Here is a 17,804-nt window from a genome sequence, read left to right on the forward strand (position 1 = left end):
GATTACGGGAAGGGGATGAATCCGACGGCGATGCCGACGAATGCAAGCGCCTCGGTGAAGGCGATACCGATCCACATGAGGACCTGGAGGCGGCCGGCCAGCTCGGGCTGACGAGCGACACCCTCGATGGTCTTGCCGACGACGATGCCCACACCGATGGCCGGGCCGATTGCGGCGAGGCCGTAGCCGACCGAAGCGAGGTGACCGTTGATGTCTGCGAGAACCGTAGTAGCGTCCACGGGTTTTTCCTTTCGTTGGGTGGGACGGCAGTTGCCGACCCGCTCAGTGCTCTTCTGCGACCGCGAGCTGGATGTAGACCGCGGTGAGGACGGTGAAGACGTATGCCTGGAGGACGGCGACCAGAATCTCGAAGAGAGTGAAGGCACCGCCGAAGGCGAGGGTTCCGACACCGAGGGCGGCCCAGCCGCCACCTGCGGTGAAGAAGAAGAACTGGGTGGCCGCGAAGCACAGCACCAGGAGCATGTGACCGACGACCATGTTCATCAGCAGTCGGAGCATCAGCGTGACGGGCCGGATGATGAAGGTCGAGAGGAACTCGATCGGCGTCACGATGATGTAGACCGGCCAGGGCACGCCCGCCGGGAACAGCGCGTTCTTGAAGAAGCCCAGCGGGCTCTTCTTGATACCCGCGTAGATGAAGGTGATGTAGCTCACCAGTGCGAGCGTCAGCGGCACGGCGGCGATGCTCGTTCCGGCGATGTTCAGGAACGGGATGATTCCCGTGATGTTCATGAACAGCACCATGAAGAAGATCGTGGTCAGGATCGGCAGGAATCGGTTTCCGTCCTTGCGCCCGAGGAGGTCGTGCGCGATGTTGGAACGGACGAAGTCCAGCCCCATCTCGACGACGCTCTGGAAGCGGCCGGGGACGATCTTCATCCGGCGGGTTCCGAGAACCAGGATCAGCACGACGGCGACCACCGCGATGAACTGGACGAGGTGGATTCGATGGACGGGGATACCCGCCACAGTGAAGAGGATCTCCGGGAAGAACTCGTCGATCGAAGGTCCGTGGAACTCGCCATCAGTGGCGAGTTTGGGCATCAGGGTCGCAGCAAGATTGAACAGCGCGGGCTCCAGCTTCGGGGCACCGGTCAGAACCGGGGCGACGATGGTCGGTGTGCTTCAAGCGCAAGCGCTCGCGAACGAGCGGCGGGCACGTCATAACACTATCAGAATCTGAGGGTGTCCTAAGACCGCGGGGCGTCTTCTGCCGACCCGTCTTCGTCGCGGGACTCGGGGATCAGGTCGTGGCGTCCTGGGGCACGATCCTCGGGCACGACGGTCGGCAGCTGCACACCCGGGGCATGGTCGGTCGGCGCCTGCGTGGGCAGAGACGCGTCGCTCACGTTCGGCAGTCGCATCTTCGTGATGACGATCACATCGATGATCAGCGTCGCCACGACGCCCGTGACGATCGAGAGGAAGAACACCATCGGGCTGACCCACGGCTGACCGCTCAGAACGATCATGATCACCACGAACAGACCGAGCTTGAGCAGCCAGCCGCCCAGGACGATCGCGAAGAACAGCTGCACGTAGAGCGGGTCGCCGAACCAGCGGTTGGCGATCAGGATGCTCAGCGCCGTGATCCCGAGGAACAGCATGGCGAGCACGACCCCGAGCAGGCCGCTCACGAGCCCCTCCACCCCGTCGACGAGAAAGCCGATGCCGCCGGCCACGAGCGCGAGGACCACCATCGAGAACGCGGACCAGAGCAGAGTCCTCCGCAAGATCGGATTGCTGGAAACGGGGCTCGGGCTCACGGGGACTCCACGGGTGTCGGGTCGGGCTCAGCAGACGCCGCGGACTTCCGTCGGCGCAGAGGATTCAGGGTGATGACGAGGCACGCGGCGATGCCGATGACTCCGAAGGCGACGCCGGGGATGTACTGGCCGGGCCAGTCCTCACGGGCGCCCACGTACATGAGGAGGACGGCGAGGGAGATCACAGCCGTCCAGGCGTAGAAGATCAGTACGGCATCGCGATCGCGGTGACCGAGATCGAGCATGCGGTGGTGCAGGTGCTTGCGATCGGGAGAGAACGGCGACTTGCCGGCGTTCATACGGCGGAGCACAGCAAGGCCGAAGTCGAGGAGCGGCAGCAGCACGACCAGCAGCGGCAGCAGGATCGGGATGAAGGCTCCGAGGAGCTGGGAGCGGCCGAGGCGCTCCGGGTCGAGCGCTGACGGCTCGAGCTGACCGGTCACCGCGATCGCGGAGGTGGCCATCAGCAATCCGAGGACCAGAGCGCCGGAGTCTCCCATGAACAGCTTCGCCGGGCTCCAGTTGAACGGCAGGAATCCGAGGCACGCGCCGATCAGGACCGCCGCGAGGAAGGAGGCGAGGTTGAAGTAGCTGGAGGCACCGGTGTCACGGGTCAGGATGTAGGAGTACGCGAAGAACACGCCGTTCGCGATCAGGCACACCCCGGCGACGAGACCGTCGAGGCCGTCGATGAAGTTGACCGCGTTCATCACGATGACGATCGCGAACATCGTGATCGTGATGCTCAGCCAGCTGGAGAACACGATCAGGTCGCCGAAAGGCAGCGACAGGATCTGCAGCCCGCCACCCACCGTGATGATTCCCGCGGCGAGGAACTGCGCGCCGAGCTTGATCATCCAGTCGAGATCCCAGAGGTCGTCGACCACGCCGATGATCGCGATCAGCAGCGACGCGGCGAGGATCGACCACATGGTCTGGGGAGGCATCCACATGTTCGCGAAGAACGGGTTCGCCGCAGACACTCCGATCGCCGCCGCGATTCCGAGGAAGATGGCGACCCCACCCAGACGCGGGGTCGGCGTGGTGTGCACGTCCCGCTCGCGGATGCTCGGGTAGAGCTTGAACCGCAGGCTCAGCCGCCAGACCGCCCAGGTCAGCGCGAACGTGATGGCTGCGGTCAGGATGATCGTGAAGAGATACTGCTTCACGAATCCCCGTCCGATTCCGCAGGCTCCTCAGCGGGCTCGAGCAGGTCGCCGAGCACCTCCTCGAGCCGTTCACGGCTGACAGCGCCGGCGCGGAGGATGCGCACTCCGCCCGTCGCCGGCTCGGCCCCACGAGGAACGAGAGAGGTGGCGTCGACGATGGTCGAGGCGATGCCGTCGCGGCTCACGCCGTCGGCGAGGTAGACGGAGACGCTGTCACCGAGCATCCGCTCGGCATCGAACGCCGAGATGGCCGCATCGCGACCGGTGAGGTTCGCGCTCGACACCGCGAGCGGACCGGTCTCGGCGAGCAGTTCGAGCGCGACACGCCCTTCGGGCATGCGCACGGCGACGGTGCCCTGGGTCTCCCCCAGGTCCCAGACGAGCGACGGCTGCGCCGGCAGCACGATCGTCAGGCCACCGGGCCAGAACGCGTCGACGAGTCGCTGCACGGGCTCCGGCACCGACTCCGCGAGCGCATGCAGGGTCTCCTTGGTGCCGACGAGGACGGGCGGCGGCTGGTCGCGACCTCGGCCCTTCGCATCGAGGAGTCGCTGCACCGCGGCGGGCGAGAAGGCATCGGCGGCGACGCCGTAGACGGTGTCGGTGGGCATCACGATGAGTTCGCCGCGGGCTATGGCCTGGCGGGCGTGGCGCATGCCGGCGAGGAGCTGGGACTCGTCGCCGCAATCGAAGATGGAGGACATGACGATCCGATTCTAGTTGGGGATGCCTGGGCGGTTCGTGTCCGCTTTCAGGGGCGCAGAGCGGTCGTGGCCCGATCGCGCAGGGTCAGGTCGCGATGCGTCGCCGCTGCACGCCATCCGTCGCGGGTGAGGATGCTGCGGATCTCCTCCCCCTGCAGTTCCCCGTGCTCGATGACGAGCAGTCCGCCCGGATGCAGAAGCTCGAGGGCGCGGACGCTGAGGACACGCACGATGTCGAGTCCGTCCTCTCCTCCGTACAGAGCCATCGAGGGGTCGTACAGTCGCACCTCGGGGTCGCGGGGCACCGCTGCGTCCGGCACGTACGGAGGGTTGGAGATGACGACGGACGCCGTGCCGTCGAGATCGCCGAAGGCGTGGGCGAGGTCCTCGTTGACGAGGGTCAGGTTGTCGATCCCTGCGGTGTTGCGCGCCGCCCACGGATAGGCATCGGGAGACAGCTCCGCCGCGAAGATCCGGGAGTGGGGAACCTCAGTGGCCATGGCCAGGGCGATGGCTCCGCTCCCGGTGCCGAGGTCGACGCCGATGGGCTCGGGTGACGGCGACCCCAGAAGGGCGTCGATGGCGTACTGCACGACGGTCTCGGTCTCGGGCCGGGGGACGAACACGCCGGGTCCGACCGCGAGCTCGAGGTGCCGGAACGGTGCCGTCCCGGTGATGTGCTGCAGCGGCTCTCTCGCGGAGCGGCGAGCGACGAGCGCGTCGAAGGCGGCCGCAGCATCGTCGGGGATCGTGTCGCCCCTGATCACGGCAGCCTGCACCTCGCCGCGCCGCGCGCCGAGGACGTGCCCCGCCAGGAGTTCCGCATCGACGAGCGGATCCGAGACGCCGGCCTCCCCGAGTCGTCGGGCGGCGGCGTGCACCGCGGATGCGAGGGAGATATCAGGCATGAGCACAAGCGTAGAGCGCGGGAAGGTGTCATATTGCCCGACCCCCGGGAGTGCTCGCCTAGGCTGGAGCCGCAGTCACCCCGCACAGGAAGGCTCCCCATGCCCGGTATCCATTCCGACATCACCAGCGCGTTCGGCAACACTCCCCTGGTTCGCCTGAACCGGGTCACAGAGGGTCTCGGCGCGACCGTGCTCGCCAAGCTCGAGTTCTACAATCCGGCGTCGAGCGTCAAGGACCGGCTCGGCATCGCGATCGTCGACGCTGCTGAGGCATCCGGCGAGCTGAAGCCCGGGGGCACGATCGTCGAGGCGACGAGCGGCAACACCGGTATCGCACTGGCGATGGTCGGTGCGGCGCGCGGCTACAAGGTGATCCTCACGATGCCCGCGTCGATGTCGAAGGAGCGGCGCATGCTCCTCAAGGCTTTCGGCGCCGAGCTCGTCCTCACCGACCCGACGAAGGGCATGACGCACGCGATCTCCGAGGCTGAGTCCATCGCCGCCCGGACGCCGGGTGCCGTGCTGGCGAAGCAGTTCGCCAATGAGGCGAACCCCGCCATCCACCGCCGGACCACAGCCGAGGAGATCCTCCGCGACACCGAGGGCTCCGTCGACTACCTCGTCGCGGGCATCGGCACCGGCGGAACCATCACCGGCGTCGGCCAGGTGCTGAAGGAGCGCGTCCCCGGCGTACAGATCGTCGCCGTCGAGCCCAAGGACTCCCCCATCCTGACCGAGGGACACCCCGGACCGCACAAGATTCAGGGCATCGGACCGAACTTCGTGCCGCCCATCCTCGACCGTGACGTCCTCGATGAGGTCATCGACGTCACCTTCGACGATGCCATCCGGGTCGCACGAGAGACGGCGAGCCGTGAGGGCATCCTCGTGGGCATGTCGAGCGGTGCCGCGATCTGGGCCGCTCTGCAGGTCGCGGGGCGCCCGGAGGCCGCTGGGAAGACCATCGTCGTCATCATCCCCTCGTTCGGTGAGCGCTACCTCTCGACCGCTCTGTACGAGCACCTGCGCGAATCCTGATCCGTCCGATGGGCATGATCGGCCGAATGCGCGAGGACATCGCGGCAGCTCGACTTCGCGACCCCGCCGCTCGCAGCGCAGCAGAGGTGGCACTCCTCTACCCCGGGCTGCACGCCATCTGGGCGCATCGCGTCTCTCATGCTCTCTGGCGCCGGCGTCTCCGTCTGCTGGCACGTGCGACATCGCAGGTCTCGCGCTGGCTGACGGGCATCGAGATCCACCCCGGTGCGCAGATCGGGCGGCGGTTCTTCATCGATCACGGCATGGGCGTGGTCATCGGAGAGACCGCCGAGGTCGGCGATGACGTGATGCTGTACCACGGGGTCACGCTCGGAGGACGCACCAGGGACTCCGGCAAACGGCATCCGACTCTCGGCGACGGCGTCGCCGTGGGTGCGGGAGCGAAGATCCTCGGACCGATCACGATCGGCGAGGGCTCTGTGGTCGGCGCGAACGCCGTGGTCACCCGCGACGCACCCGCAGACAGCATCCTGGTCGGGATCCCGGCGAAAGCACGGGCACGCGTCCTCGGCGAAGACACCAAGGCGATGCTCACGGCGCCCGACTACTCCATCTGAGAGTCCCTCCGGCTCCTGTCCGGATGCCTCAGCGCGCCCGCGACTTCTCGACCTTCTTGCGCAGGAAGATCAGCGGCAGCAGCACGCTGCCGAGCGCCGTGATGAGCCATACGATCACGGCTCCGAGCAGCCAGCCGGTGAGATCGACGATGCGCAGGCCGCCGACCGGCAGCAGCACGACGACCACCAGGGCGATCAGAGTCGACACGATCCCGATGCCGCCCATCAGCACCGGCGCATAACGGTCGGCGATCTTGCTGACCCAGGGAGCGAGCACGCTCTGCACGATCGCGAAGATCAGGATGCAGATGACGAAGCCCCACCACTTGTCCCACTGGATCTGGAAGCCGTCGAGCACGAGATCGGCGACGATGAGGCCGAGACCTGCGGACACGACGTACAGGAGCGCGCGGAAGAGGAACGTGATCACGGCCCGAGCCTAGCGCCACCACACGGAGCAGCAGGGAAAAGCAGTGTGATCGTGACAAGTGCGAGAAGTGCGCCCGAGCACGACCGTGGGGAGCCGGCGCACACCGGCTCCCCACGGTCTCGCGTCACTGCGCCACGAAGAAGGGGATGGCCCCGGACAGGATGCCGACGCCCAGCATGACGAGCGATACGACCGTCGCACGCCACAGCACCTTGCGGTGGTGATCGCCGAGGTTGACGCTCGCGAGCGAGACGAGCAGCAGGATCGCCGGCACGAGCGGACTCTGCAGGTGCACAGGCTGTCCGATGATCGACGCGCGCGCCATCTCGACAGGGTCGATGCCGAACGCGGCGGCGCTCTGGGACAGCACAGGGAGGATGCCGAAATAGAACGCGTCGTTCGACATGAAGAACGTGAACGGGATCGACAGGAGCCCCGTGATGGGCGCGAGGAACGGTCCGAGCGCCGGCGGGAGCACGTCGGTGATCCAGGTAGCCATGGCATCGACCATCCCGGTGCCCGACAGGACCCCGACCAGCACGCCGGCGGCGATCACCATCGACACGACCCCCACGATGCTCGGCGCGTGAGCGACGATCTCGGACGCCTGATCCTTGATCCCGCGGAAGTTCACCAGAAGGGCCACAGCGGCACCGACCATGAAGACGTACGGGAGCGGCATGATGTCGAGCACCAGCAGCACCATCACGGCGAGCGTGAGCGCGAGGTTGAACCAGATCAGCTTCGGTCGGAGTGTCGGACGCGCGGGGTCGAGCATCGTGTCGGCCATCGCGGTGTCCGCGAGGTCGACGCTCGCAGCGGCGACGGGGCCGCGCCCACCGGACACCACGACGATGTTGCCGGTGCGCAGCGCGGCACGGGCGCCCGGTGTCGCATCGGAGCCGCGGAAGAGCTTGGGAAGCGTCGAGAGCGCCCCGCCGTCGACCCCGGTGAGCCGCCCGTCGGAGTCGAGCCGTCCGAGCCGTCTGCGCTCCTGCAGGCCGAGCATCCACGCGAAGCCCAGCGTCACGAGGATGCCGACACCGAGGGCTGGGAGCATCGGCACGAAGATCTCCGTGGGCTGCAGGCCGAGGGCTGTCGCCGCGCGCACCGTCGGGCCACCCCACGGCACGATGTTCAGCGTGCCGTTCATGAGTCCGGCCACGCAGGTGAGCACCACGGGGCTCATGCCGAGCCGCAGGTAGATGGGCAGCATCGCAGAGGTCGTGATGATGAACGTCGTGGACCCGTCTCCGTCCAGGGAGACCGCACCCGCGAGGATCGCCGTGCCGAGCACGACCTTCGCGGGGTCGTCGCCGAGCAGGCGCGTGATCATCCGGATGAGCGGGTCGAACAGGCCGACGTCGATCATGATGCCGAAGAACATGATCGCGAACATCAGCAGCGCGGCGGTCGGCGCCATGGTGGCGATCGAGTCGAGGATCATGTCGCCGAGGCCAAGGCCCGCACCGGCGAAGAGGCCGAAGACGGTGGGTACCAGGATCAGCGCCACCATGGGCGTCAGGCGCTTCGTCATGATCAGCGTCATGAACGCCAGCACCATGGTGAATCCGAGGAGGACGAGAACCCACTCCGGCGGCACGAACGCCACGTCGTACGTGGGTGCCTCTTCTGCGGCCGCGGGCAGGGCGGTGAGCATGTCGGGCATACGGTGACTCCTTCGTCGTCGCACCGTCATCTGCGACGGATCCTGACGAGACTAGGCAATGCGCCGTGTGCGGGTGCGGTATCCCGCATTCCCGGACGTTGTGCGCGTAGCGTGGGTTCTGCGCATATTGCGCGAAAGGAGCACCGTGTCGAGGACGACGACGATCAGACCGCGTTTCGCGACGCGCACGCTCCTGCTGCACCTCGCCACCGTCGCGCTCGTGGTCGCGCTGTGCACGGGCGTGTACCTCGCTGTCGCCGTCCAGCAGCTGCGCGCCGAGGCCGAGTCCACCGCTCTCGGCATAGCCAGGACGCTGGCAGAGGATCCGCAGGTGCGGGCAGAGGTCGCGCTCATCTCTGCCGCGAACGATGCACCGGACGCCGAATCGCTCAGAGACGGAGATCTGCAGCGCATCGCGATGGGCGTGTCGGCCCGCACGGGTGCACTGTTCGTCGTGATCACGGATGAGGATGGCATCCGCCTCGCCCATCCGATCAGCTCGCGCATCGGCGAAGTCGTCAGCACTCCCTTCGAGGAGGTCCTCGAAGGGAACGAGATCGTGGACTGGCAGACCGGCACGCTCGGCGAGTCCGCGCGGGCGAAGGTCCCCGTCCGCGACGACGCAGGGACGCCCGTCGGCGAGATCAGCGTCGGGTTCGAACGAACAGGGGTCTTCGACGACCTGCCCCCGCTGCTCGCCGTGATCGGGCTCACCGCGCTCGGAGCTCTGGCGCTGGCCGCTCTCGCATTCCTCGTCCTGCGCGGCCGCTGGGAGCGCCTCACTCTCGGAGTCCAACCCGAGGAGCTCGTGGCGCTCGTGCAGAACCAGACGGCCGTGCTGAACGGCGTCGATGACGGAGTGCTCGCCGTGGACACCGCCGGGATCGTCAGGGTGAGCAACGACGCCGCGGACCGGATGCTGGGACTCGACACCGCGGTCGGCCGCCCTCTCGCGGAGCTCGGGCTCCCTTCTGCAGTGCTCGAGACCGTCACGGGCGATCGGATGCGATCCAGCGCCGTCGTGGACGACCGAGTGCTGTACCTCGATTCGCGCCCCGTGGTGCGTGACGGACGCGCGCTCGGCGATGTGCTGATCGTCCGCGATCGCACCGACCTCATCGCCCTGACCGAACGGCTGGAGACGGTGCGCACCATGACCGCTGCGCTCCGCGTGCAGCGGCACGAGTTCGCGAACCGGATGCACGTCGCCGCAGGACTCATCGACGCCGAACGGGTAGCGGATGCGCGGGCTTTTCTCGGAGAGCTGGTCGAGCGCGGCTCGGTCGCCTTCCCCGTCACGGGCCTCGATCTGCTGGGCGACCCTTTTCTGCACTCCTTCCTCGGCGCCAAGGGCGTCGAGGCGGGTGAGCGCGGCGTCGCGCTGCGCATCGCAGACGAGACACAACTGGTCGGAAGTGTGGCAGCGCCGGAGGACGTCGCTGCCGTGCTGGGCAATCTGATCGACAACGCCGTGACAGCGGCCGTCGCCGGAGAGAGGTCCCCGCGCTGGGTCGAGGTCGCCGTGCTCGGCGACGGTGATGCGCTCGTGGTCACGGTGGCGGACTCGGGAGCGGGTCTCGGCGATGTCGACCCTCTGTCGCCGCGCCCCTCCTCCGACGCCCGCACCCGCGAGAACAGCAGCACCTCCGAGGACGCCACCGGCCCTGGCGACGCCGACACCGGCGTGCACGGTCACGGCATCGGGCTCCCTCTGGCCCGCGAGATCGCACGACGAAGCGGCGGCGAGCTCTGGATCATCGACCCCGGAGGAGCGCACCATGGCGCCGTGTTCGCGGCGCGCATCAGCGGCGCCGTCTCCCCCATCACGACAGCTCAGAAGGAGAATCCATGACAGACCCCGTGCGCGTCCTCATCCTCGACGACGACTTCCGCGTCGGGCAGCTGCACAGGGGAATCGTCGACGAGCAGCCCGGCTTCATCGCGCTCGAGCCGGTGCGATCCGTCGCGGAGGCTCGGGAGAGCATCCGCTCCTCGCGTCCGGATCTGCTGCTGGCCGACGTCTATCTGCCGGATGGCGACGGAATCGCACTCGTGCAGGATGCCGGCGTCGATGCGATCCTCATCTCGGCGGCCGATGACGCTCCGACGGTACGTCGTGCAATGAGATCGGGCGCCGCGGGGTATCTTCTCAAGCCGTTCGACCGACGCGCACTCACCGGACTGCTCGACCGGTACGTGCGCTACCGCAACCTCCTCGCCGGGGACCGTCCTCTGCAGCAGGACGACGTCGACCGGGCGCTCGCGATCCTGCACGGCTCGGGAGAGCCGGTCTCGGTCTCGCGCTCCGCCACCGAACAGCTCGTGCTCGCCGCCCTCGGCGACGGAGAGGCGTCGGCGGCAGAGGTCGGAGAGCGCGTCGGGATATCCCGGGCCACGGCACAGCGTCATCTCGCCGCGCTCGCTGCGCGGACCGTGGTCGAGGTGAGGCTGCGTTATGGAGCCACCGGACGACCCGAGCATCGTTACGCGGCACGGATCTGAGGACGAGCAAGCGTCGACGCTCGGCAGCGGAGCAGGACTCCGGTCAGGACTCCGAGCCGACGGCGGCGAGCCGCGCCTCTTCGTCCGCCTGAATCGCACTCTCGATGATCGGCTCGAGCGCGCCGTCCATCACCTGGTCGAGGTTGTACGCCTTGAATCCGGTGCGGTGGTCGGCGATGCGGTTCTCGGGAAAGTTGTACGTGCGGATGCGCTCGGAGCGGTCCATGCCGCGGATCTGCGACTTGCGCGCGTCGGATGCCGCGGCATCCAGTTCTTCCTGCTGCTTCGCCAGCAGTCGTGCACGCAGCACGCGCATCGCAGCCTCGCGGTTCTGCAGCTGCGACTTCTCGTTCTGCATCGACACGACGATGCCGCTGGCAAGGTGCGTGATGCGCACGGCCGAGTCTGTCGTGTTCACCGACTGACCGCCAGGCCCCGAAGAGCGGAAGACGTCGATCTTGAGATCGTTCTGGTTGATCGCGATCTCGTCGGGCTCATCCACCTCGGGGAACACCAGCACGCCGGTGGTCGAGGTGTGGATGCGGCCCTGCGACTCGGTCGCGGGCACACGCTGCACCCGGTGCACGCCGCCCTCGTACTTGAGGTGGGCCCAGACGCCCTGAGCGGGATCCGTGGACGATCCCTTGATCGCGACCTGGACGTCCTTGTACCCGCCGAGATCGGATTCATTGCGCTCGAGGAGCTCGGTCTTCCAGCCCTTCGACGCCGCGTACTGGATGTACATCCGAAGCAGGTCAGCGGCGAACAGCGCCGATTCGGCACCGCCCTCCCCCGCTTTGATCTCCATGATCACGTCTCGCGCGTCGTCCGGATCCCGCGGGATCAGCAGGCGCCGGAGTTTCTCCTGCGCCGCTTGAACGCTCTCTTCGAGACCGGGGACCTCATCGGCGAACGCATCGTCCTCGCGGGCGAGTTCACGTGCCGCGTCCAGATCGTCGGATGCCGCCACCCACGCCTCGTGGGCGGCGACGATCCTGGACAGCTCGGCGTAGCGGCGGTTGACGCGCTTCGCTCGAGCAGCATCGGCGTGCACCGCCGGGTCGGAGAGTTCCTCCTGCACCCGGCGATGCTCGTCGATCAGAGTCTGGACGGACTCGAACACAGTGGCTCCGCTCAGCGGATGTTGTTGTCGTGACCGTGCGCGCCCGAGGGGAGCGTCGGGATCGACTTCTGCATCTGCACCAGGAACTCGACGTTCGAGTGGGTCTCCCTGAGCTTGCCCAGGACGACCTCGAGAGCCTGCTGCTGGTCGAGGCCCGCGAGGGCACGACGCAGCTTCCAGGTGATCTTGACCTCATCGGTCGACAGCAGCATCTCTTCGCGGCGGGTGCTCGACGCGTTGACGTCGACGGCCGGGAAGATGCGCTTGTCGGCGAGCTGACGCGACAGACGCAGCTCGCTGTTGCCGGTGCCCTTGAACTCCTCGAAGATGACCTCGTCCATCTTGGAGCCGGTCTCGACGAGAGCCGTGGCGAGGATCGTGAGGGATCCGCCGTTCTCGATGTTGCGCGCGGCGCCGAAGAAGCGCTTGGGCGGGTACAGCGCCGACGCGTCGACGCCGCCCGAGAGCACGCGTCCGGATGCCGGAGCCGCGAGGTTGTACGCACGGCCGAGGCGGGTGATCGAGTCGAGCAGCACGACGACGTCGCGGCCCAGCTCGACGAGACGCTTGGCGCGCTCGATGGCGAGCTCGGCGACCGTGGTGTGGTCTTCTGCCGGACGGTCGAAGGTCGAGGCGATGACCTCGCCCTTGACGGTGCGCTCCATGTCGGTGACCTCTTCGGGGCGCTCGTCGACGAGCACGACCATGAGGTGGACCTCGGGGTTGTTCTGCGCGATCGCGTTGGCGATCTGCTGCAGGACGATCGTCTTGCCGGCCTTGGGCGGAGCGACGATGAGGCCGCGCTGTCCCTTGCCGATCGGGGCGACCAGGTCGATGATGCGCTGGGTCAGCTTCTCGGGAGCCGTCTCGAGACGCAGACGCTCCTGCGGGTAGAGCGGGGTGAGCTTGCCGAACTCGACGCGGGTGGCCGCGTCGTCGATCGACAGGCCGTTGATCGAGTCGACCTTGACCAGCGCGTTGTACTTCTGACGGCCCTGCTGCTCGCCCTCGCGAGGCTGCTTGATCGAGCCGACGATCGCGTCGCCCTTGCGCAGGTTGTACTTCTTGACCTGTCCGAGCGAGACGTAGACGTCGCTGGGGCCGGCGAGGTAGCCGGTCGTGCGGACGAAGGCATAGTTGTCGAGCACGTCGAGGATTCCGGCGATCGGGATCAGGACGTCGTCCTCGCCGATCTCGGTGTCGAACTCGTCGGTCGGCGCTCCGCCGCGGCGCTTGTTGCGCTGACGGTTGCGGCCGTTGCCGCCCTCGTCATCGGAGACGTTCTGCTGCTGCGGCTGCTGAGCCTGCTGCTGCTCGCCGGCCTGACCGTTTCCGTTCTGTCCGCGTCCCCGGTTGCGGCTGCGGTTGCGGTTGCGACCGCGGCCACCCTGCTCGTCGCCGCCGTCAGCGGAGTCGGAGGAGGAATCGGCGGCGGGTGCGGAGTCTGCCGGGGCGGACTCGGCGGGCTTCTCGGCGGCCGGAGCGTCGGAGTCTGCCGCAGGCTTCTTGGCGGTGCGTCGTCCGCGACCGGTGGTCTTCGCAGGCGTGTCGGACGAGTCGGCGGCAGGAGCCGCATCGCCGGCCGGAGCAGCGTCAGCGGCAGGAGCTGCAGACGACTCGGCCGCGGCGGGTGCCTCGGCGGCGGGCTCGGCGTCGGCCTTCTTCGCGCGGCTGCGACGAGGAGCCTTCGCCTTGGGTGCGGCCTCGGCTGCCGGAGCGTCGGCGGCGGGCGCCTCGGACTTCGCGGGCGCCTCGGACTTCGCGGGCGCCTCGGACTTCGCGGGTGCGCTGTCCGCGGCAGCAGCGGCCTTCTCAGCCTTGGCGGACGCCGTCGCGGTGGTCGCGCGGCGCGGTGCACGCTTGCGGGCCGGGGCGACTTCGGTCGCAGCGGTGGTCGCGGCGTCGGAGCTCGCGGCCTTGGCCGGAGCAGCGGCGGCGGGTGCCGCCTGGTCGTTCTGGGTCTCGGAGAAATTCTCCACGAGTACTCCCTCTTTGGTCTCGGAGACGTGAGCGGTACGCGCACAACGGGTGCTGCGCGCGGTCGCACGGGCTGACGCTCGGCGTCAGCCAGCCTCGGCACTGGGTTCTCGAAAAGAACGAGTTCTCGGTGAGAGCAGTGCCACAGGGGTTTGCGTGCGGGTCTTGCAGAGTTGCAATGGGGCCAGATTCACGCAGTTACGTGGAGCCCTCCGCTCGATTCCCCACTGTACCACCACGCACGTCGACCGCGAGCAGCAGCGCTTCCCACGGGGTGTCGGTGGTGGACTCGGCGAGTTCCACGGCATCCTGACGACTGCCGGGGCCGTCGGCGAGCACGAGCACACTGGGTCCGGCGCCGGACACCACAGCGGCGAAACCCGCGGAGCGCAGAGCCTGCACGAGGCGCTGCGTCTCGGGCATCGCCTCGGCGCGATAGTCCTGATGGAGGCGATCGGCCGTGGCGTCGAGCAGCAGCTCGGGGCTCTGGGTGAGAGCCGCGATGAGCAGCGCCGAGCGAGAGACGTTGAACACCGCATCGGCGGTCGACACCTGAGGCGGCTGCAGCGAACGGGCCTTCGAGGTCGACATCGTGTACGAAGGGACGAGCACCAGCGGAGAGACACCGCGGTGCACGAGCAGCTTCTTGTGCTGCGCGCCCCGCTCCCCCATCCACGCGATCGTGAGTCCACCGAAGAGGGCGGGTGCCACGTTGTCGGGGTGCCCTTCGATCTCGGTAGCGAGGCGCAGCATATCGGCGTCGCTGATCTCGACGTCACCCTCGAGCAGGCCCTTGGCCGTCAGGATGCCTGCGGCCACGGCCGCTCCGGAGGAGCCGAGACCACGACCGTGCGGCACCCCGTTCTCGGCCACGATGCGCAGACCCGGAAGCGGACGATCGACGTCGGCGTAGACATGCGCGATCGTACGGACGATCAGGTTCGACGCATCACGCGGGATCTCGGCCGCGCCGGAACCCGAGACCTCGATCTCGACCTCACCGGCGGGGAGTTCCGTGACCACGAGGGTGTCGTAGACGCTCAGCGCGAGACCGAGCGTGTCGAAGCCGGGGCCCAGGTTCGCGCTGGTGGCGGGTACGGTCACCTCGACCGTGCGCGCTGATGCCACCGTCATTCGCCTTCCACGCGCAGCACAGACACGACGCGCTCGACGACCGAGCTGTCGGCGAGTGCGTCGACGGTCGCGCTGAGAGCCGCATCGGTGGCGCGGTGCGTACCGATGACGAGACGGGCGGTGGGCTCGGCTTCGCCCTCGACCGTCTGGACGACAGTGGCGACCGAGACGTCGCCGTCGCTCAGGATCCCGGCGACGGTCGCGAGGACACCGGGGGCGTCCGAGACCTCGAGAGTGATCTGGTAGCGCGTGGTGACGTGGCCGATCGGCACGACCGGCAGGTTCGCCCTGGTGGACTCCCCGACGCCCACGCCGCCGGCGATGTGGCGTCGAGCTGCCGAGACGACGTCGCCGAGAACGGCGGATGCCGTCTGCACGCCACCGGCACCTGCGCCGTAGAACATGAGCGATCCGGCCGCCTCCGCCTCGACGAACACCGCGTTGTTCGCGCCGTGGACCGACGCGAGCGGGTGGGTCTTCGGGACGAGCGCCGGGTAGACGCGCACCGAGATCGACTCGGCGCCGTTGGCCTCGATGCGCTCGCAGACGGCGAGCAGCTTGATCACGAATCCGGCCGCCCGAGCCTCGTCGATCATCGATGCGGTGATCGAGGTGATGCCCTCGCGGTAGACGGCGTCGAGCGGGACGGCCGTGTGGAAGGCGAGGCTGGCGAGGATCGCGGCCTTCTGCGCTGCGTCGTAGCCCTCGACGTCGGCCGTCGGGTCGGCCTCCGCGTAGCCGAGGCGCTGTGCGTCGGCGAGCACGTCGGCGAAGTCGGCGCCCTCGGTGTCCATGCGGTCGAGGATGTAGTTGGTCGTGCCGTTCACGATGCCCATGATGCGCACCACCCGGTCGCCGGCGAGCGAGTCGCGCAGCGGGCGGATGATCGGGATCGCACCGGCGGCAGCGGCCTCGTAGTAGACGGAGGCGCCGACACGGTCGGCAGCCTCGAACAGCTCGGGGCCGTGCGTGGCGAGCAGCGCTTTGTTGGCGGTGACGACGTCTGCGCCGGAGCCGATCGCCTGCAGGATGCTCGTGCGCGCCGGCTCGATTCCGCCGATCAGCTCGATCACGATGTCGGAGCCGAGGATCAGCGACTCCGCATCGGTCGTGAACAGCTCCTTCGGCAGGTCCGTCTCACGGGGTGCGTCGAGGTTGCGCACGGCGATGCCCGCCAGTTCGAGCGAGGCCCCCGCGCGGTCGGCGAGCTCGTCGCCGTGACGCAGCAGGAGGTCGGCCACCTGGGAGCCGACCGCGCCGGCGCCCAGAAGCGCCACCCGAAGTCGTCGGTACTCAGTCGTCATTGCTACTCCTTAGGAGGGTGGATCAGTCGTGTGTCGTCGGTCGCCGCATCGCGTGACGCGCGGCTCACCGGTGGTTCTGGGGCATGTCGATGCCCGCATCCCGAGAGAGGACATCGGCGATCGTCTCGCCGCGGACGATGACCGTCGACCGACCGTCGCGAACGGCGACGATCGGAGGACGCGGAACATGGTTGTAGTTGCTCGCCAGCGGAGCGCAGTACGCACCCGTCGCAGGGACCGCCAGGAGGTCGCCGGGCGTGACGTCGGCCGGGAGGAACTCGTGATCGACGACGATGTCACCCGACTCGCAGTGCTTGCCGACGACGCGGCTGAGCTGCGGAGCGCCGACGCCGACTCGTGAGGCCAGGCGGGCCGAGAACTGGGCTCCGTAGAGTGCGGGACGGGCGTTGTCGCTCATGCCTCCGTCGACGCTGATGTATCGACGGGTCGCACCGGACTCCAGCGCCACGTCTTTCGTCGTCCCTACCTCGTAGATCGTCACGCCGGCGGTGCCGACGATGGCTCGGCCGGGTTCGAACGAGAGTGCCGGAATAGCGATGCCGCGTGCCGCACAGCCTTCGGCGACCGCGGTCACGATCTCTCCCGCGAGCGTCTCGATCGGTGTCGGGTCGTCGACGCTCGTGTAGGCGATGCCGAAGCCGCCGCCCAGATTGAGCTGAGGCACGGGCCCGCCCTCGAGGAGTGCGGCATGGAGCTCGAGCACGCGGGACGCGGATTCACGGAAACCGGCGACGCCGAAGATCTGCGAGCCGATGTGGCAGTGGAGACCGGCGAAGTCGATGCCGGAGATCTCGCGGATGCGAGCGACGGCCTGCTCCGCTTCGGGCAGCGGGAAGCCGAATTTCTGGTCTTCGTGGGCGGTCGCGAGGAAGTCATGCGTCTCGGCGTGCACGCCGCTGATGACCCGCACCAGCACGCGCTGGGTCGTGCCGGTCCGAGCGGTGATCGCCGCCAGCCGCTCGATCTCGATCTCGCTGTCGACGATGATCGTCCCGACGCCCACCTCGACGGCGCGTTCGAGCTCGGCGACGGACTTGTTGTTCCCGTGGAAACCCATCGATGCCGGAGCGACTCCCGCGGCGAGAGCGACCTCGAGCTCTCCCCCGGTGCACACGTCGATGCGGAGTCCCTCATCGACCACCCATCGGGCGATCGTCGTGGTCAGCAGCGCCTTGCCCGCGTAGTAGACCTGAGCGGTCGTGCCGTGGTCGGCGGCGGCCGTGTCGAAGGCGAGCCTGAACGCCCGTGCGCGGGTGCGCACCTCGTCCTCGTCGATCACGAGGAGCGGTGTGCCGTAAGTCCGGGCGAGCGCGGTGGCGGCGATGCCGGCCAGCTGGACGACCCCGTCGGAGTCGCGGATCGTGGACGCAGGCCACACGGCGGTCGGGAGATCGTTCGCGTCGTCGGGCTCGACGAGCCATTCCGGGGCGAGCGAATCGGCAGGGGAAAGCAAGGAACAC

The 17,804-nt window shown here is 68.2% G+C and carries 17 protein-coding genes; 4 read left to right on the forward strand and 13 right to left on the reverse strand.

Going from position 1 to position 17,804, the window contains the following annotated elements; translation table 11 throughout:
- Positions 1 to 2: 2 nt before the first annotated feature.
- The 6 genes from atpE to prmC all read right to left on the reverse strand — a co-directional run bounded on the left by atpE (position 3) and on the right by prmC (position 4,568).
- Positions 3 to 239, reverse strand: a complete 237-nt coding sequence (atpE, locus tag ACQ4LY_RS16525; protein ID WP_042541851.1) for an ATP synthase F0 subunit C — start codon at positions 237 to 239, stop codon at positions 3 to 5.
- Between the two features lie 43 nt (positions 240 to 282).
- Positions 283 to 1,065 (reverse strand): F0F1 ATP synthase subunit A, encoded by a 783-nt coding sequence (atpB, locus tag ACQ4LY_RS16530; RefSeq protein WP_056308260.1) that lies wholly within the window; start codon positions 1,063 to 1,065, stop codon positions 283 to 285.
- A gap of 146 nt (positions 1,066 to 1,211) precedes the next feature.
- The gene (locus ACQ4LY_RS16535) at positions 1,212 to 1,721 is read right to left on the reverse strand and encodes a hypothetical protein (protein ID WP_431073248.1); all 510 of its coding nucleotides are present in this window, start codon (positions 1,719 to 1,721) and stop codon (positions 1,212 to 1,214) included.
- Between the two features lie 62 nt (positions 1,722 to 1,783).
- On the reverse strand, positions 1,784 to 2,956 hold the full coding sequence (locus tag ACQ4LY_RS16540; protein WP_056308264.1) for an MraY family glycosyltransferase: 1,173 nt from the start codon (positions 2,954 to 2,956) through the stop codon (positions 1,784 to 1,786).
- Positions 2,953 to 3,660 carry an L-threonylcarbamoyladenylate synthase gene (locus ACQ4LY_RS16545; protein WP_431073250.1) on the reverse strand — a complete coding sequence of 236 codons (708 nt, stop codon included), beginning with the start codon at positions 3,658 to 3,660 and terminating at the stop codon, positions 2,953 to 2,955. Before ACQ4LY_RS16545 ends, ACQ4LY_RS16540 begins: the two co-directional genes overlap by 4 nt.
- A gap of 47 nt (positions 3,661 to 3,707) precedes the next feature.
- A complete protein-coding gene (gene prmC / locus ACQ4LY_RS16550) occupies positions 3,708 to 4,568 on the reverse strand; it encodes a peptide chain release factor N(5)-glutamine methyltransferase (RefSeq protein WP_431073251.1) in 861 nt (286 codons plus the stop codon).
- 99 nt (positions 4,569 to 4,667) lie between these two features.
- Between prmC and cysK the strand changes: the two genes are divergently transcribed.
- Together cysK and epsC are read left to right on the forward strand one after the other, a co-directional pair.
- On the forward strand, positions 4,668 to 5,606 hold the full coding sequence (cysK, locus tag ACQ4LY_RS16555) for a cysteine synthase A (RefSeq protein WP_431073252.1): 939 nt from the start codon (positions 4,668 to 4,670) through the stop codon (positions 5,604 to 5,606).
- Between the two features lie 8 nt (positions 5,607 to 5,614).
- Positions 5,615 to 6,184: a serine O-acetyltransferase EpsC gene (gene epsC / locus ACQ4LY_RS16560; RefSeq protein ID WP_431073253.1), complete on the forward strand. Its 570-nt coding sequence runs from the start codon at positions 5,615 to 5,617 to the stop codon at positions 6,182 to 6,184.
- A gap of 28 nt (positions 6,185 to 6,212) precedes the next feature.
- Here epsC and ACQ4LY_RS16565 read toward each other — a convergent pair whose 3' ends face one another.
- Both ACQ4LY_RS16565 and ACQ4LY_RS16570 read right to left on the reverse strand, forming a co-directional pair.
- Positions 6,213 to 6,614 carry a hypothetical protein gene (locus tag ACQ4LY_RS16565; RefSeq protein WP_431073255.1) on the reverse strand — a complete coding sequence of 134 codons (402 nt, stop codon included), beginning with the start codon at positions 6,612 to 6,614 and terminating at the stop codon, positions 6,213 to 6,215.
- Positions 6,615 to 6,738: 124 nt separating this feature from the next.
- Entirely contained in the window at positions 6,739 to 8,283 is a 1,545-nt protein-coding gene (locus ACQ4LY_RS16570) for a CitMHS family transporter (RefSeq protein ID WP_431073256.1), read from the reverse strand.
- A gap of 145 nt (positions 8,284 to 8,428) precedes the next feature.
- On the opposite strand from ACQ4LY_RS16570, the gene ACQ4LY_RS16575 reads away from it, so the two are divergent.
- Entirely contained in the window at positions 8,429 to 10,135 is a 1,707-nt protein-coding gene (locus ACQ4LY_RS16575) for an ATP-binding protein (protein WP_431073257.1), read from the forward strand.
- Entirely contained in the window at positions 10,132 to 10,785 is a 654-nt protein-coding gene (locus tag ACQ4LY_RS16580) for a response regulator (protein ID WP_431073258.1), read from the forward strand. Before ACQ4LY_RS16575 ends, ACQ4LY_RS16580 begins: the two co-directional genes overlap by 4 nt.
- 43 nt (positions 10,786 to 10,828) lie before the next feature.
- On the opposite strand, the gene prfA is transcribed toward ACQ4LY_RS16580, so the two are convergent.
- The 5 genes from prfA to lysA all read right to left on the reverse strand — a co-directional run bounded on the left by prfA (position 10,829) and on the right by lysA (position 17,797).
- A complete protein-coding gene (gene prfA, locus ACQ4LY_RS16585; protein ID WP_056308280.1) occupies positions 10,829 to 11,908 on the reverse strand; it encodes a peptide chain release factor 1 in 1,080 nt (359 codons plus the stop codon).
- Positions 11,909 to 11,919: 11 nt separating this feature from the next.
- The gene (gene rho, locus ACQ4LY_RS16590) at positions 11,920 to 13,887 is read right to left on the reverse strand and encodes a transcription termination factor Rho (RefSeq protein ID WP_431073259.1); all 1,968 of its coding nucleotides are present in this window, start codon (positions 13,885 to 13,887) and stop codon (positions 11,920 to 11,922) included.
- Between the two features lie 196 nt (positions 13,888 to 14,083).
- Positions 14,084 to 15,019 (reverse strand): homoserine kinase, encoded by a 936-nt coding sequence (gene thrB / locus ACQ4LY_RS16595; RefSeq protein WP_431073261.1) that lies wholly within the window; start codon positions 15,017 to 15,019, stop codon positions 14,084 to 14,086.
- Complete coding sequence (locus tag ACQ4LY_RS16600; RefSeq protein ID WP_431073263.1) at positions 15,016 to 16,323, reverse strand: homoserine dehydrogenase; 1,308 nt, start codon at positions 16,321 to 16,323, stop codon at positions 15,016 to 15,018. The genes thrB and ACQ4LY_RS16600 overlap by 4 nt, the downstream gene beginning before the upstream one ends.
- Before the next feature lie 64 nt (positions 16,324 to 16,387).
- On the reverse strand, positions 16,388 to 17,797 hold the full coding sequence (lysA, locus tag ACQ4LY_RS16605; protein WP_431073265.1) for a diaminopimelate decarboxylase: 1,410 nt from the start codon (positions 17,795 to 17,797) through the stop codon (positions 16,388 to 16,390).
- Between the last annotated feature and the right edge of the window lie 7 nt (positions 17,798 to 17,804).

This window comes from Microbacterium phyllosphaerae (assembly GCF_050628115.1).
Classification (GTDB): Bacteria; Actinomycetota; Actinomycetes; order Actinomycetales; family Microbacteriaceae; genus Microbacterium; species Microbacterium phyllosphaerae_A.

Excerpts from the sequence above, each read along its gene's own strand:
- prmC (WP_431073251.1), bottom strand. The coding sequence starts at position 4,568 with ATGCCTGATATCTCCCTCGCATCCGCGGTGCACGCCGCCGCCCGACGA.
- ACQ4LY_RS16535 (WP_431073248.1), bottom strand. The coding sequence starts at position 1,721 with ATGGTGGTCCTCGCGCTCGTGGCCGGCGGCATCGGCTTTCTCGTCGAC.
- ACQ4LY_RS16570 (WP_431073256.1), bottom strand. The coding sequence starts at position 8,283 with ATGCCCGACATGCTCACCGCCCTGCCCGCGGCCGCAGAAGAGGCACCC.
- ACQ4LY_RS16545 (WP_431073250.1), bottom strand. The coding sequence starts at position 3,660 with ATGTCCTCCATCTTCGATTGCGGCGACGAGTCCCAGCTCCTCGCCGGC.
- ACQ4LY_RS16580 (WP_431073258.1), top strand. The coding sequence starts at position 10,132 with ATGACAGACCCCGTGCGCGTCCTCATCCTCGACGACGACTTCCGCGTC.
- thrB (WP_431073261.1), bottom strand. The coding sequence starts at position 15,019 with ATGACGGTGGCATCAGCGCGCACGGTCGAGGTGACCGTACCCGCCACC.
- ACQ4LY_RS16600 (WP_431073263.1), bottom strand. The coding sequence starts at position 16,323 with ATGACGACTGAGTACCGACGACTTCGGGTGGCGCTTCTGGGCGCCGGC.
- atpB (WP_056308260.1), bottom strand. The coding sequence starts at position 1,065 with ATGCCCAAACTCGCCACTGATGGCGAGTTCCACGGACCTTCGATCGAC.
- epsC (WP_431073253.1), top strand. The coding sequence starts at position 5,615 with ATGGGCATGATCGGCCGAATGCGCGAGGACATCGCGGCAGCTCGACTT.
- cysK (WP_431073252.1), top strand. The coding sequence starts at position 4,668 with ATGCCCGGTATCCATTCCGACATCACCAGCGCGTTCGGCAACACTCCC.